General features: G+C 39.9%; 16 protein-coding genes and 1 riboswitch. Of the genes, 4 read left to right on the forward strand and 12 right to left on the reverse strand.

Features of this window, described 5'->3' with window-relative positions:
• Positions 1 to 8: 8 nt before the first annotated feature.
• The 12 genes from hemB to BUB93_RS01385 all read right to left on the reverse strand — a co-directional run bounded on the left by hemB (position 9) and on the right by BUB93_RS01385 (position 10311).
• Positions 9 to 980, reverse strand: a complete 972-nt coding sequence (gene hemB, locus BUB93_RS01330; protein ID WP_073269256.1) for a porphobilinogen synthase — start codon at positions 978 to 980, stop codon at positions 9 to 11.
• Positions 977 to 2494 (reverse strand): uroporphyrinogen-III C-methyltransferase, encoded by a 1518-nt coding sequence (gene cobA, locus BUB93_RS01335; protein WP_073269257.1) that lies wholly within the window; start codon positions 2492 to 2494, stop codon positions 977 to 979. Before cobA ends, hemB begins: the two co-directional genes overlap by 4 nt.
• On the reverse strand, positions 2491 to 3396 hold the full coding sequence (gene hemC / locus BUB93_RS01340; protein WP_073269258.1) for a hydroxymethylbilane synthase: 906 nt from the start codon (positions 3394 to 3396) through the stop codon (positions 2491 to 2493). The genes cobA and hemC overlap by 4 nt, the downstream gene beginning before the upstream one ends.
• The gene (locus BUB93_RS01345) at positions 3386 to 4021 is read right to left on the reverse strand and encodes a precorrin-2 dehydrogenase/sirohydrochlorin ferrochelatase family protein (RefSeq protein WP_084116798.1); all 636 of its coding nucleotides are present in this window, start codon (positions 4019 to 4021) and stop codon (positions 3386 to 3388) included. Before BUB93_RS01345 ends, hemC begins: the two co-directional genes overlap by 11 nt.
• A complete protein-coding gene (gene hemA, locus BUB93_RS01350) occupies positions 4011 to 5258 on the reverse strand; it encodes a glutamyl-tRNA reductase (protein WP_073269260.1) in 1248 nt (415 codons plus the stop codon). Before hemA ends, BUB93_RS01345 begins: the two co-directional genes overlap by 11 nt.
• A gap of 297 nt (positions 5259 to 5555) precedes the next feature.
• On the reverse strand, positions 5556 to 6044 hold the full coding sequence (locus BUB93_RS01355; RefSeq protein WP_242945270.1) for a phosphatidylglycerophosphatase A family protein: 489 nt from the start codon (positions 6042 to 6044) through the stop codon (positions 5556 to 5558).
• A 57-nt stretch (positions 6045 to 6101) separates the two neighbouring features.
• Positions 6102 to 6668 carry an HDIG domain-containing metalloprotein gene (locus BUB93_RS01360; protein WP_073269262.1) on the reverse strand — a complete coding sequence of 189 codons (567 nt, stop codon included), beginning with the start codon at positions 6666 to 6668 and terminating at the stop codon, positions 6102 to 6104.
• Positions 6669 to 6754: 86 nt separating this feature from the next.
• On the reverse strand, positions 6755 to 7501 hold the full coding sequence (locus BUB93_RS01365; RefSeq protein WP_341465266.1) for an ABC transporter ATP-binding protein: 747 nt from the start codon (positions 7499 to 7501) through the stop codon (positions 6755 to 6757).
• Positions 7470 to 8447 (reverse strand): ABC transporter substrate-binding protein, encoded by a 978-nt coding sequence (locus BUB93_RS01370; RefSeq protein WP_073269264.1) that lies wholly within the window; start codon positions 8445 to 8447, stop codon positions 7470 to 7472. The genes BUB93_RS01365 and BUB93_RS01370 overlap by 32 nt, the downstream gene beginning before the upstream one ends.
• Positions 8448 to 9215: an ABC transporter permease gene (locus BUB93_RS01375; protein ID WP_073269265.1), complete on the reverse strand. Its 768-nt coding sequence runs from the start codon at positions 9213 to 9215 to the stop codon at positions 8448 to 8450.
• Entirely contained in the window at positions 9190 to 9477 is a 288-nt protein-coding gene (locus BUB93_RS01380) for an MTH1187 family thiamine-binding protein (RefSeq protein WP_073269266.1), read from the reverse strand. The genes BUB93_RS01375 and BUB93_RS01380 overlap by 26 nt, the downstream gene beginning before the upstream one ends.
• Positions 9478 to 10311, reverse strand: a complete 834-nt coding sequence (locus BUB93_RS01385; protein WP_242945271.1) for a TatD family hydrolase — start codon at positions 10309 to 10311, stop codon at positions 9478 to 9480.
• A riboswitch (TPP riboswitch) is annotated at positions 10302 to 10402 on the reverse strand. (Overlaps the previous gene by 10 nt.)
• Positions 10403 to 10616: 214 nt before the next feature.
• Here BUB93_RS01385 and BUB93_RS01390 point away from each other — a divergent pair.
• From BUB93_RS01390 to BUB93_RS01405, 4 genes are all read left to right on the forward strand, one after another.
• Positions 10617 to 12305, forward strand: a complete 1689-nt coding sequence (locus BUB93_RS01390) for a SulP family inorganic anion transporter (protein ID WP_073269268.1) — start codon at positions 10617 to 10619, stop codon at positions 12303 to 12305.
• Between the two features lie 175 nt (positions 12306 to 12480).
• Positions 12481 to 13335 carry an ABC transporter ATP-binding protein gene (locus tag BUB93_RS01395; RefSeq protein WP_073269269.1) on the forward strand — a complete coding sequence of 285 codons (855 nt, stop codon included), beginning with the start codon at positions 12481 to 12483 and terminating at the stop codon, positions 13333 to 13335.
• Position 13336: 1 nt separating this feature from the next.
• Entirely contained in the window at positions 13337 to 14368 is a 1032-nt protein-coding gene (locus tag BUB93_RS01400) for an ABC transporter permease (protein WP_073269270.1), read from the forward strand.
• 11 nt (positions 14369 to 14379) lie between these two features.
• Positions 14380 to 15381: an ABC transporter permease gene (locus BUB93_RS01405; protein ID WP_073269271.1), complete on the forward strand. Its 1002-nt coding sequence runs from the start codon at positions 14380 to 14382 to the stop codon at positions 15379 to 15381.
• The last annotated feature ends 6 nt before the right edge of the window (positions 15382 to 15387 follow it).

Raw genomic sequence — 15387 nt, forward strand, 5'->3', positions numbered from 1 at the left:
AAATCCTCTCATTTTGATTTTAATGCAAATTCTTTCGCAAAATAAGTTATGATAATGTCGGCTCCCGCTCGTTTAATAGACAAAAGCGTCTCATTTATCACATCTAAACTCATTATTCCATTTTCAACCGCCATCTTAAGCATTGCATATTCACCACTTACATTGTATGCAGCTACAGGAATATTTGTCTCCTGTTTGATTTTAGAAACAACATCCAAATAGGAAAGTGCCGGCTTGACCATCACTATATCCGCTCCTTCGTGTATATCAAGCTCTACTTCCTTGACAGCTTCTCTGATATTTCCCGGATCCATCTGATAGGCTTTTCTGTCTCCAAAGGCTGGCGCAGAATCCGCAGCGTCTCTGAAAGGTCCATAGAAGCTGGATGCATACTTTGCGCTATAGGCCATTATAGGTATGTCCTGATACCCCGCCAAATCCAGATTGGTTCTTATCTGCCCTATTCTGCCATCCATCATATCTGATGGTGCGATCATGTCTGCACCTGCTTTAGCGTGTGTCAATGCGATTTCTGAAAGAATATCCACGGTTTCATCGTTTCTTACCCGGCCCTTGTCATCTATGATTCCGCAATGACCATGAGAAGTGTATTCACATAAGCACACATCTGTGATTATATATATTTTATCCCGGTAAACTTTCTTGAGGATTCTCACAGCCTTTTGAATGATTCCATCCATGCTTGATGCCTGGGAACCTTTATCGTCCTTATCAGCCGGTATTCCAAACAGCATAATCTTGTCAATCCCAATTTCTATAAGCTCGCTGCATTCTTCTACCAGGCTGTCAATAGAATATCTAAACTGCCCCGGCATTGACTTTATCTCCGTCTTTATTCCGTTTCCCTCCTGAACAAAAAGCGGGTAAACAAAATCTTCTTTCTTGAGATGAGTCTCCCTTGTCATTTTTCTTAAAATATCATTTCCTCTAAGTCTTCGAGGCCTTTTTGAAATATTCATCGATTACCTCCTTGTGTTGCCGCAATAGCTTCGATTACCCCGTCTGTATCGAATGTTTTTGCTTCCCTCCAAACAGCAAGGCCATTTTCAGCAATTGTGCGACTTGTTATAGGACCAATAGACACAAGCTTTGTTTTTTCAAGCAAATATTTTTCATCCCCCAATATCTCGATTAAGTTCTTAACAGTGGATGAGCTAGTAAATGTCACATAGTCGATTTCGTTAGCTGCAAGTTTTTTGATTATGTCTTCTCTTTTATCATTTGTTTCTTCTTTTACTGCTTCATATATCCTTAGATCCTCTACAGTACAAAGCTTAGAAAGCTCCTTAGCTAAAAAATCCCTGGCATTTTCAGCTCTGGCAATAAGAATTTTTTCTTCTGGCCTTACTCTTTCGTACAAAGCATGGGCTAAAGACTCTGCAACAAAGCTCTCCGGAATCAAGTCAGGCTTTATATTATATTTTTCTAGCTCCTGTCCCGTTGCCTTGCCAATTACTGCAACCTTTACCCCTCCTAACTTTCTTGAATCGTATCCGGCTTCAAATAGATACTTGAAAAATATTTTCACCCCATTTTGGCTTGTAAATACCAACCATCCATAATCCTCAATATTAGGAATTCTGTCTTTAAGCTCGGCTATCGCTTTAGTCTCACGGATTTTAATAACCGGGAACTCCAAGCTTTGTCCACCTAGACTCTTGATTTTTTGAGACAACAGGCTGCTTTGCTCTCGTGCCCTTGTCACGAGAATTCTCTTGCCGAAAAGGGGCTTGCTCTCAAAAAAATTTAATTTATCCTTTAACTTCACCACATCGCCAACGACGATTATACCCGGTGAACCTATGTTTTTTTCTTTTGCTTTAAAGTATATGTTATCAAGCTCGCCTCTCACGCTTTTTTGCATGGGCGTGCTTGCCCAGTTTACAATTGCAACAGGAGTTTTTTTGTCCATTCCCTTTTCAATCAATTTTAATGCAATTTGTTCAAGCTGTCCCATACCCATCAAAAAGACCAATGTCCCCTTTAACCTTGACAGAACATCCCAGTCCAGTTCCTCTTCTTCGTCTTTAAGGTGTCCGGTAATGACGTGAAAGCTAGAGGCATGATCTCTGTGAGTTATAGGTATCCCTCCGTAAGCCAAGCCCCCTATTGCTGAAGTTATTCCCGGCACTACCTCGAATTCTATGCCTCTGTCTGCGAGATATTCTCCTTCTTCACCGCCTCTTCCAAAAACATACGGGTCCCCGCCCTTTAACCTTGTGACGATTTTACCCTGACATGCTTTTTCGCAAATCATTTGGTTAATCTCATCCTGGGTTTTTGTATGATTTCTCGAAACCTTCCCCACGTAGATAAGCTCACAGTCTTTTGAAGCATGTCTCAGGAGCCCTTCACCTGCCAGCCTGTCGTAAACCAGCACATCGGCTTGAATAATAGTCTCCAGACCTCTCACAGTAATTAGCTTCTCGTCCCCTGGTCCCGCACCGGTAAGGTAAACCTTTCCTTTTTTCATTTGGGCATCTCCCCTTTGATAATCCTCGCGAGTTTTATTCCCAACATTTCTGCATCTTCAGCTTTTCCTTCAATTTTTCTTTTTACTAATATTTTGCCATCTTCATTCCCAAGCAGACCAACCAACAAAATGTTTTCACCCTCCACTTTGCATAAAGCGCCTATTGGCAGATGACAGCCACCGTCGATCTCCTTTAAGAATTCTCGCTCCGCACGTATCTGAACAGCTGATTCATAGTCCTCTACAAGCCTTAGTACATCATCGAGCTCTTTGTCGTTTTTTCTTATCTCGAGGCCAAGCGCCCCCTGGGCAGGTGCTGGAAGCATCAATTCTTCGTCCAGTAAAATGATGTTTTGCTTTATATCAGATTTTATTTTCAGTCGATTCAACCCTGCCGCTGCTATTACCAATCCATCGAGATTTTGTTCATACATTTTTCTGATTCTGGTGTCGATATTTCCTCTGATAGGTACTATTTTAATATCCGGCCTGTAGCGTAAAAGCTGGTACTCTCTTCTCTTGCTTCCCGTGGCTATAACAGCACCCATAGGAAGTTCATCGAGGCCTTTACGCCCGTAATTCAATATGAGGGCATCTCTGGGATCTTCTCTTTTTGGAATGGCAGAAAACATAAGTTCCTCAGGGATGGCAGAAGGCATGTCCTTCATGCTGTGCACTGCTAAATCTATAGTCCCTTCTATAAGGCTTTCCTCAATTTCTTTTACAAAAACGCCTTTATCTCCTATCTTGTCGAGGCTTACATCTTGGATCTTGTCACCTGTAGTTTTTATGATCTTGATTTCATATTCAAATTCCTTGTGCTTTTCTTTCACGCTTTCGAGAAATATCTGGGCTTGAGCAATCGCCAACTTGCTGCCCCTGCTTCCAACTCTAATTTTCATCTATATGAACCTCCTTCCGGATTGCTTCAAAAAAGAAATCCCAATATTCGGGTTTAAGGTCTAATAAGGTTTTCAGCTTTTCTCTTTTTTGAGCGTCTTTTAATTTGCTTTTCAATATGAAATCTCTGATTCTGCCATATTTTATGACATCCGCCTCCCATTTTGGATTAAAATTTTCTTCTAAATAATCTTTTATATCTCTAGCGATTTTGGGAGATGCTCCATTTGTAGAAACGCTGATTTGAACCTTTCCCCTATCAAAGTAAGCAGTATTTGAAAAATCGGATAAATCCTTGTCTGAAACCACGTTGCAGAAAATATTTCTGCTGCTGCAGTCCCGCTTTATTTGCTCGTTTAATTCTGGATTAGAGGTTGCCGCAAAAACCAGCATGCACCCGTCTAATATTTCTAATGTATAACTTCCCCGTATCAAAAACAGGTTTTCCTGGTATATTTCTTCCAGCTTGGAAAATCCTTGGTGCATATCCTGAGCCTTGACGTATAAAACAGCACCGCATCCCAATAGCTTTTCAGCTTTTTTCAATGCGACCTTGCCTCCTCCTATAATCCCTACCTTTTTACCTTCAAGATCTAAAACGACAGGATACCCCATATCACTCACCATACCCCTCTGCCATCAAGCTCAAATAATCCTTTAGTCCCATTAATTGTGTCTGGCTTTGAGATTTTTTAACGTTTATTATAGGTTTCTTAAACTTTTCTTTTAATTGAGAGGTTAGAAATCTCTCTATGGATACTTTGTCTTCCTCGCTTATGCATGTATTGTTTTCTATATAGCTCATAGTCTCTTTTCTGATTTTTTTGCATTTATCATCTATGTATCCAATTAAAGGATCTACCTTGGCTCCAGCCTTCCAGCAGATAAACTCCTCTATCTCGTTCTTCATTTCAGCCATTGCTGCCTTGAGGATCTTTTGTCTGTAGCCCTTGCTTTCTTCCTCTACTTTTTTCAAATCATCTATATTGAAGATCTTGACACCCAGGATATCCCCTACTTCTTTCTCTACATCTCTGGGAAGGGCCAAGTCCAATATACATAGCTTTTTTTTGATATCAGGCATATTTTCTTTAGTAAATATTTTATGTGGAGATGCAGTCGCGCTGATTACTATATCTGACTCAGCTAGATATTGGTATCTTTTTTCGTAAGGTATTGGCACTATGTGGTGCGTTTCCTGCACAATGGCCTTTAGTCTATTATGAGTTCTGTTTGTCATCAAAATCTTCTTAGGTCTTTCTTCCAGCATGTATTTAAGGGCCAATGTCCCGATATTACCGGCGCCTACTATCAGAACTGTCTTGTTTTCAAAGGATTCCACTTCATTTTTCAATTTTTTTAGGCCTATATAGCTTATCGATAATGGATTTTCTGAAATCTTGAATTTAGTTTTTACCGCTTTTGAATAAGTTATCGCACATCTAAAAAGCTTATTTAATATTTTTTTGCTGTATTTTTTCTTTATGGAATGTTCCATAGCCTCTTTTACCTGCCCAAGAATCTGATCTTCTCCCAAAACCAAAGATTCAAAGCCAACAGCCACTCGATAAAGATGCCTTGCAGCGACATCCTCCCTCATCACGGTAAGAAACTTTTCAATATCCATCAGTCCTGTTGCTTTTCGATAAATATCCACCACATAGGGGATGAATCTGTCAACATCTTCGGAAGATATGTATATCTCGCTTCTATTGCATGTGGATAGAATCACTATTTCCTCCACTCCCTTAGCAGCGAGCTCATCCATTACCTTCTCTCTGCTTGAATAAGTAGCAAAGGATGCTTTTTCCCTTATATTTATATGTGCTTTATTATGGTCTATCCCTATCACAGCTATTTCCATGCGCTTCACTCCATTATTTGCTTATTTCCTATTCTGTTACAGTTTAAGTATAACAAAGATATTGGTATTGTAAAAAGCTTGATGTGACGTTAATATGAATTTTACTAATACCTACTATTATGATAGACATTATAATATATATCTCATCATTTATCCACACTTTTTCCCAAACTTTTAAAGGCGGGACAGTCAAAAAGTGTGGTAGATAAGTAAGTACAGAAAAAAACCCGACTCGAAGGCCGGGTATATATTGTTTGCACATCTTAGCATAATATTCGATTCAAATAACAGAAAACATCAATACTTGTCAGAATGTGCTATTCTGCTGGCTGCCGCTGCAGCGATGGCGCATACAAGATCGTCCATGAAAGTGTTTATCTTCTCGCCTTCCTTGGTGTCCAGCTTTTTGACTATCCCAATCTTCTCCTTGTCTAAATAACCGTAGTTAGTTAGCCCTATTGTGCCGTATAAATTCACTATAGACAATGGTATAATCTCATCGATTCCATACAATGCCTCGTCTGACTCAATGATCGATTGGAGTGGCTCCGGCAGCATTTTTTTCTCAGCAAGCTCGTCCAGGGCTATCCCTGTAAGTATAGCGTGTATTGTTTCACGTTTTGTAATTACCGCCTTAACGTTTTCAATGCTTTCCTCCATGGTAAGCTCAGGATGGTATTTTTCCTGCAAAAACAAGACTATTTCTGCAATGTCATCAATCACTACTCCACGTCGTTCCATACACTCGATAGTCGTCTCGTACAATTTTCCCATATCGTATCCCATATTAAACCCTTCTTTCATACAGTAATATAGTGCTACTTATACCCGTGCTCAGCTCAGTCAATCAAGTATCTCATCACCCATGGATCTCATGGCTTCAATTGTGATTTCAATAAGGTCTCTCAGTTCCATATCAAGCATCTGTGCGCCTTTTGCAATGACTTCCCGAGAACAGCCTTTGGCAAAGCTCGGCGTCTTAAACTTTTTCATAACAGATTTTACCCCAAGGTCCCTTAAGCTTCGGGATGGTCGCATTATCGCGGCAGCCCCTATCAGCCCTGACAACTCGTCTGTGGTATACAGTATTTTTTCCATCATATGTTCAGGCTCTACATCGGTTACAATTCCAAACCCATGGCTTTCAACTGCCCTAATGAGTTTGTCGTCAAAGTCCATATCCTTCATGATTTCTTTTGTTTTTATGCAATGCTCTTTAGGGTATCTTTCAAAATCCAGATCGTGCAATAACCCTGCCACTCTCCAAAACTCTTCATTGTCGGGATCATATTTTTTTGCAAAATACCCCATTATGCCGGAAACTATTTTGCCATGCTTTAAAAGAAATTTATCCTGATTGTATTCTTCCAGGAGATTTTGCGCTTCATTTAAATCAGGTATATATCCCATTATTGCACCTCGTTTTTATTTATATTATATGTTTTTGAAACCAGCTAATCAAATGGTAAATTAAAACCGGCTAAAAAGCCGGCTTATTACAGATATCTAAGTATCTCCTGTTTTAGTTGAAGGGTCTTGGAAGACAGCAGCCGCTTATTCTTATCGTCTTTGTGAAAATCTACATCGATTTCTTTTTTGATTTCAGCAGGAATCTTAGATATCACGTATATCCTGTCGGATAAAAGAATCGCCTCATCAATATCATGAGTGATAAATACCACCGTATTATCAAGCTCTCTTTTCATCTCAAGCAGCCATTTTTGCATTTGACCCCGGGTTATTGAATCCAAGGACCCAAAAGCTTCATCCAATAGAAAAATTTCCTCAGAAGTCATTAACGTCCTTAAAAAGCTTGCTCTTTGTCTCATTCCACCTGATAGCTGAAAAGGAAATTTATCTTCATAGCCTTCCAACCCCACAAGAGGAAGATATTCCTCTATTCTTTTTTTTATGTCTTCTTTTTCCACTCCTTTGAGCTTCAAGGGAAGTCCCACATTGGCTGACACTGTTTTCCATGGCAGCAAAAGATCTTTTTGCTGCATGTATCCAACAGTTCCTTTGACGATAACATCTCCGTGATCTATGGGAATCAATCCTGCTATTATATTGAACAGAGTGCTCTTTCCGCTGCCGCTTGACCCGAGTATGGATACGATCTCTCCTCTGTTGACATGCAGCGAGATATCCTCAAAAACCACCATTTCGCCAAAACTCTTCCCTACGTGTTTTAGACTTATTACAGTATCACTGTCACTTTGGGAGGAATTCATTCGTAAAGGCATTATCCACATCCAACTCCTTCTCCAAAAGACCATTGTCCATCAAGAAATCAGCATAATCTTTCCAAACCTCCGCTTTCATGACTCCCCACTGATCTGCTCCCATCATGTACTGATCAGCAAGAAACTTTTGGCTTTCTACCACTAATTCTTCTTCAAGTTCCGGAGCATATTTAAGCAAGATTGCAGCAGCTTCTTCAGGGTTTTCGACAGAATACAGATATCCCTTTTCCACAGCTCTTAAAAAAGCTTCCACTTTTTCCGGGTTGTTTTTAATAGTATCGTTGTTTGCAACCAAAATCGGCGTGTAGTAATTTAATGCATCATCTAAATCTTTTATAGGCATATAGTTCAGTTCTATGCCTCTAAGCCTAGCCTCTATGCCAGTCCAACCTTCAAAAATCCACACTAAATCTATTTCTTTTTCTGTTGCTGCAAAAAAATCGTCTGTTCCTATATTTGTGTTTGTTAATGTTTCATATTCAGCTCCAGCGTTTGTCATGATGGCATTTAAAATAGCTTCTTCAGATGGAGACCCCCATCCTCCGTAAACTTTTCCTTCAAAATCCATTACTGTCTCGATATTAGCCGTTTTTCTTGATGCAAAGCCTGAAGTGTTGTTTTGGATTATGGTAGCAATCGCAGTAACCGGCAATGGATCTTCACTGGTAAGCGCATAGGTGACATCCTCTTGATATGTCACTCCAAAATCTCCTTGCCCTGTGGCTACAAGGGTGGTGGAGGAACCTTCCATTGGTTGAATGATTTCTACATCCAAGCCTTCATCCTCAAAATATCCGTTCTCCAAAGCTACATAAAGCCCTGTATGGTTCGTATTAGGAGTCCAATCCAGTATAACCGTAGTCTTTTCTTCGGTTTCTCCCCCGCAACCTGCCAATGCCAATGCCAATGCCAATGTTAGAGTTAAACCCATCAATAATTTTTTCATTTAATCCTCATCCCTTTCTGTTTGCCAATGCAAAACTCTATTCCCTAATATTTCTATAGCATATATTATTAAAATACTCATAATTACAATTATTAATATCGATGCAAACACCCTGTCCAGGGCATAAGCATTTTTTGCCCTTAACATGTATACCCCTATACCCCGATCTCCCCCTAGCCATTCTCCAATGACTGCAGACATTATCATATATGTAGCGGCAATTTTGAGTCCGGAAAAAAAGTGTACCAACGCAAAAGGAAGCTTCAAGTGATAGAATACCTGCAACTTTGTAGCCTTCATTGTCTTGAACAACCTTAGATAATCCTCATCTATGCTTTCCATTCCATGAACCAGGCTGATTACAATTGGAAAGAAGCATACTATAACCACTATAATTATTTTAGGAAGCGTGCCGAACCCGAACCAAATGATCAGTAGAGGCGCAATTGCTATTATCGGAACCGTTTGAGAAATTACCAATAAAGGATATAACGCCTTTTTTATTATTTCAAAGCTATCCATTATTATCGCTAATATGAAAGCCAACACTATGGAAAATCCAAAACCTACAAAAGATGCGTAAAGGGTTCTTGCCGAGTGATATCTGATAAGTTCAAAATCTCTGACAAGGGCGGAAGCTATTCTCGTAGGGGAGGGCAGAATATAACCCGGGACATTTCTGACCTGTACGATAATCTGCCATAACACAAGTGCCAACGCTATCCCGGCTATCGGGTAAAGCTTATCTGTATTTATATATTTTTTCATCCATTGTGACCCCGTCTTTTTTGGCATCTATTTTAATTACGGACACCACCCTTTCAGCTCCATTTTCAAAAACAATTTCCTGACATCTTTTAACTATGTCCATGAGCTGATCGTATTCTCCCTCCATGGTCGTTTCCATGGGACCAACGATATGTTTGACGCCTGTTGATTGTATATACTCTATAGCCTTGTCTACCACATCGTATATTTCACATTCAGGTACGCCAGGCAATACTTGAAGACTAACATTTACTGTTTTCATTTAGACATCTTCCCTTTCTTTGAAACCAACGTTTAACTTTTCGTAAAAGTTTCCCTCTATAATTTCTGTCATTTCAGCCACATCGATTTTTTTGATTTCCGCTATTTCTTTTACTATGTTTTTTACTTCATTTGGATATCCGCACTTCCCATTTACCCATAGCAATGATCCGGGACCATCTGTTTCCGTCAAGATTTGCTTTAAGGGCACATACTCAATAAGTTCTCCAGCTGCTGGCGAAATTCCGGAATCCACGCTAATCGTAAATAAACATCCAAAATCGATCAGCTTTGTCAAAATATCTCTAGGTCCGCTATACCAGTGAATGATAGGCGGTTTGATATCAAAGGACTTAATCGATGATAGAACCTCTTTTTCGGCCCCCTTGGTATGAATGTTCGACACTTTGCCATATTTTTTGCACCTGTCGAGCATATATTCGAAAACCTTGTACTGAGCAGGATAATTTTCTTTATTTTTATCCCAGTAAAAATCTAGTCCTATTTCTCCTATACAGGCTGCCTCGCGAATCAGCGGATCATGGTCTTCTAAAACATTTAAGTTCGCAGATGCTTTCCATGGATGAATTCCAAAAGCAGGTATCACAAGATCCCAATCTTTAGAAACAGCCTTTGAAAACTCATAGGACTCAGCGTCCATTGAACATGCCAAAGTCAGTATTTCTTCCTTTTTTATTATCTCAAGGGCGACATGAAGGTTGTCTTCAAATTGCTCCAAATGAGTATGGGCATCTATATACATTGTTCCTCCAATATCTGGCTGCTCCAATATAAAAAAGCACTGTAAAATTACAGTGCTTGGGCGAACGTCCATTAAAGCTTTCCTCCGGCAGTTTTAACCGCATCAGGTTCAAAGGGTTAAAGTTCAACTTTTCTCAGCCTTTTAGGCACCCCCAGCACATTTCATTATTGTGTTAGAGTCAGTATATCACATGATAATCCTTTATACAAGCACCCACTCTTATTAACTAATCTCTTAAATCTGTGTTTATTTTTGTATATTTACACATCATATTGACATGTCTGCGATTAAAGTCTAGAATGATATCGCGCATATTGCATGCAAAGCATTGTTTTTAAGCACGAGCCTTCAAATTAATTCCACAAGGAGATGTTTTAATGTTCCGTCCAAAGCTTTTCACTTTAATAAGCACTAAAAACCCCTCCCTAAATAAAAACCAAATAACAAAGGATATCGTTTCAGGCATAATAGTGGCAATTATTGCTCTGCCTTTATCCATAGCACTAGGGATCGCTTCAGGCGTAGAACCTGAAAAAGGTTTGATAACTGCTGTTATAGCAGGATTTTTGATATCTTTTTTAGGCGGCAGCCGTGTGCAGATCGGCGGCCCTACAGGGGCATTTGTCATTATAGTTTACGGCGTCATTGCTCAGTTCGGCATCGAGGGGCTTACTATTGCTACAATTATGGCAGGTGTTTTCATGATTCTCTTCGGACTTATGCAGTTTGGAAGCATAATCAGATATATCCCCTACCCTATCACTACAGGTTTTACATCGGGAATCGCTGTAGTTTTATTTTCTACCCAAGTAAAGGATTTTTTAGGTCTTGAAATTGTCAACGTCCCTTCTGAATTCTTTGAAAAGTGGCACTCCTATATATCCAATATACATACCTTAAGCCTACCTACAGTATCCGTCGGACTCTTGTCCCTGTTGATAATAGTTTTATGGCCAAAAATAAACAAGACTATTCCCGGATCCTTGATAGCTCTTGTAATCTCTACAGGTATCGTTGCCGCATTCAATCTTCCCGTCTTAACAATCGGAGATCATTTCGGAGAAATTTCAAGCAAGATAACACTTATTGATCTTACAGCCATTGAAATCTCTATACCAATCATTAGAAACTTGATCCCCCCTGCCCTGACCATTGCATTTCTTGCCAGCATCGAGTCCCTGCTCTCAGCTGTGGTGGCAGATGGAATGATCGGCAAGAAACACAGATCAAATACAGAGTTGATAGCCCAGGGAATCGCAAATATCGGCTCGGCCGTTTTTGGTGGCATACCGGCAACGGGAGCTATAGCCCGAACTGCAGCAAATGTGAAAAATGGCGGCAGGACTCCTATCGCCGGAATAGTCCACGCTCTTTTTTTGCTTCTTATAATGCAGATTTTCATGCCTTTAGCAAAACTTATACCTATGACTTCTCTGGGTGCGATACTTTTAGTAGTTGCTTACAACATGAGCGAGTGGCGCTCATTCAAAGGGCTTTTGCGTTCTACTAAAAGCGACGTGACCGTTTTGCTTCTCACTTTTATCTTAACTGTGGTTTTCGACCTTATAATAGCTATCCAAATTGGCATGCTTGCTGCTATGTTTCTGTTTATCAGAAGAATGGCCGACAGTACCCAAGTAGCAAATACGGCATTGATGTATAAAAATATACTTGACGATGAACACGACGAAAATATGGAAACGGATAGTACTTCCCACGATTATCTAGGATCTAAAATATTGGTCTACGACATCAACGGTCCTTTGTTTTTTGGCGCCGCAAACACCTTCTTGGATATCTTAAACGAATTGAAGACCCATACTGAATTTTTAATACTTAAAATGAATAACGTCCCTAATATGGATGCCACTGCTCTGGATGCACTTAAAAGAATACACAAAAGATGCGTTAAGGAAAAGACCGCCTTATATTATTGCGGAGTCAATGAACAGCCCCTTAAGATTTTAAGGGTTTCAGGCTATATCGATGATGTAGGTGAATACAATTTCTTTGATGATGTAAAAGATGCTGTCAAATCGGCTGCATTGAAAGTTTCAAATTTATAAAACAAACTACTTAAATCACCTTCAAATAAGTTCAAGGTGATTTTTAATTTCATTTATTCCAGTAGAAATACGCATATGGATAATATGCTATTGACAATAAAAAGCGTGAGGAATATAATATGACTAACAAGTCACATGACCAGTTGGACACATTAAATTCTGAGGAGGAATTTCTATGATAAGCGTTAAAAATCTATACCATTCCTATGAAAAAAACGACGCCTATGCGGTAAAGGACGTTAGTTTCGAAGTTGAAAAAGGCGAAGTGTTCGGTTTTTTAGGCCCATCCGGTGCAGGCAAGTCAACTACCCAGGGCATCTTGACCGGTCTTCTTCCCTTGCAAAAGGGTGAAGCGACGGTAGCAGGTTGTGACATGCACAAACCCCAGAGAAGCATGTTCAATAAAATAGGCGTCTCTTTTGAGCAGTCCAATGTTTACGGCAAACTGACAGCTTTGGAAAACTTAAAATTCTATCAAAAACTCTTTGATGTAAAAACTGAAGACCCAATGAAGCTATTAGAGATAGCTGGTTTAGATCATGTGGCAAACAAAAAAGCAGGTGAATTTTCAAAAGGAATGAAGCACCGACTTACATTCGTAAGAAGCATGCTCAATAATCCGGAATTGTGGTTCTTGGATGAGCCTACAACAGGATTGGATCCCGCAATTGCAAGTAAGATAAAAGATATAATAAAAGAGCAGAATTCAAAGGGAACAACCGTTTTTTTGACAACCCATAACATGTTCGTGGCAGATGAACTTTGTCATAGGGTTGCCTTCATAATCGACGGGGTCATAAAACTCATCGATTCCCCTAGAAATCTCAAGCTCAAATACGGTGAAAAAATGGTGGCTGTAGACCATGTTGAAGAAGGTAAAACCGTAAAGGAGCAATTATCCCTCTTGCTGCCAGAGGATAAGGAAAGGCTAAGTCATATAATCAAAAATGGCAAGATTGAAATGATGCATACCAAAGAGGCTACTCTAGAGGAAATTTTCATAAAAGTAACCGGGAGGGGGCTGAAATAATATGAAAAAGCTCTTCACCACTTTTTTAAAAGACGCAAAACTTTCATTAAATAGCCTTTACTTTTATATCGAGATTGGAATGGCCGTCATTTTCATAGCCGTGATGCTGTTCGTGGTACCCGAAAACTTCGATCAGTCCCAACAGCTTTTCGCATTCATCAACTTGGATGAACCAGCCAAATCTCAGATCATGGAGCTTGTTGAAGCTGAATCTGTCGAGATTTTATCCGAAAGATCCCAGGTGGAAGAAGCGCTGTCTAAAGACCGGTCGGCTGTAGGGGTAGAAATAAAAACAGACGGCAACGTACTTGCATACGACCTTATCCTTCAAGGATACGAAAGCGAAAGCATGAAGGCAATGCTAAAAGCTTCGATAGAAGGGGAATTTTTGTCTCAAATACCTGGATTTACTTCTGCAGTCAGCACCAGTACATTAGATGAAAACCCTCAAAGGCTTTCAGACAGGGTCAATGTCCTTCCAATATATCTTACTATCAATGTAGGACTGATGGGACTCTTCATAATAGCAGCTTACATATTTTTAGACAAGGACGAAGGCGTCATCAAGGCCTACGCCGTAGCACCTGTAAAATTATGGCAATATCTGGCAAGTAAAATGTTAATCATGTTGATGATGGGACTTGTAACATCAATAATGACAGTTTTAGCTATTGCGGGAACAGGGGTAAATTTTCTCCAACTGTTTTTGCTGGTGGTCTCATTTAATCTATTTGGCTCTGCCCTGGGGCTTTTTATTTCAAGTTTCTTTGACACCATGGTAAAAGCCATGGGGGGTCTATATGCAGGAATGATGTTGCTGGTATTGCCGGTTGTTTCGTACTTCATGCCATCATTCAATCCATTGTGGATAAGGGTTTTTCCCTCTTATCCCATGATGTTTTCCTTCAGAGAATTGCTCCTTGAAGGCGGAAACGCTAGATATATTTACACTCAAGCCGGATTGTTTTTGGTATTGGGGTTAATCGTGTTCGTTGCGGCAAACATAAGATTTAAAAAATCTTTGACGGTTTAGGGGGTGCACCTATGAAAAAGATACTAGCAATAGTTGGAAGAGATGTGAAAAACGGCACCAGGGATTGGCTGATTATATATCTCACCATAGCTCCAATACTTTTCGCCTTTATCATCAGGACTTTGATACCAAGCGTAAGCTCATCGGGCCTCAATGTAGTCTTAATGGAAGGCGCAGACAATGCATTGACAGAACATCTGTCAATCTACGCCAATGTTGAACACGCATCAGACATGGATAAAATGGAAGAGCGAATACTTAGGATGGACGATGTGTTTGGTGTTATCCCAAACAGCAACGGAATAGAAATCCTAAAACAAGGCAATGAAACAGGTAACATGGATATCGTGTTAACTAGCATTTTGGACAAATACGCTCAGACCGACCTTCCCGATGCACCAGTTATCGTTGAATTTTCTGATGTAGGATGGGAAATGTCTCCATTGAAGCAGCAAGGTGGCAACATAATAATAATATTTACCGCCATTCTTGGCGGGATGCTTATTTTATTAAATCTTGTTGAAGAAAAAATGAGCAACACCATAAGCGCAATCAACGTCACCTCTGCAACTAGGCTCGAATTTGTCGTTGGCAAAGGATTGCTTGGCTTTATCCTACCGATAGTGGGTTCTATTTGTGTAGTCCTGATTTTGGGATTTGAGTCAATCAACTATCCCATGCTTATTGTGAGCCTTATAGGGATAGCTTTGATAAGCATAATCATAGGCTTCAGTATCGGGGTGGTCAACGATGAACCCATTGCAGCAATTGCCAGCATGAAAATAACTTTTATTCCTGTATTGGCTTCTGTATTCGGGTATATGTATCTCCCGGACAGGTGGCAATTCGTGCTGTACTGGTCGCCTTTTTACTGGGCTTATGACAGCATCAACGATATCTTGATGCAGGATGCAATTTGGACTCAAATAGCGAGAAACAGCGCAATCATACTTGTCATAACTGCGGCAGTATTTGCTCTTCTAAAAAAACGCATCGAACAGGGATTAAATTAAAGGGAG

The organism is Alkalibacter saccharofermentans DSM 14828 (assembly GCF_900128885.1).
In the GTDB taxonomy this organism is placed as follows: Bacteria; Bacillota; Clostridia; order Eubacteriales; family Alkalibacteraceae; genus Alkalibacter; species Alkalibacter saccharofermentans.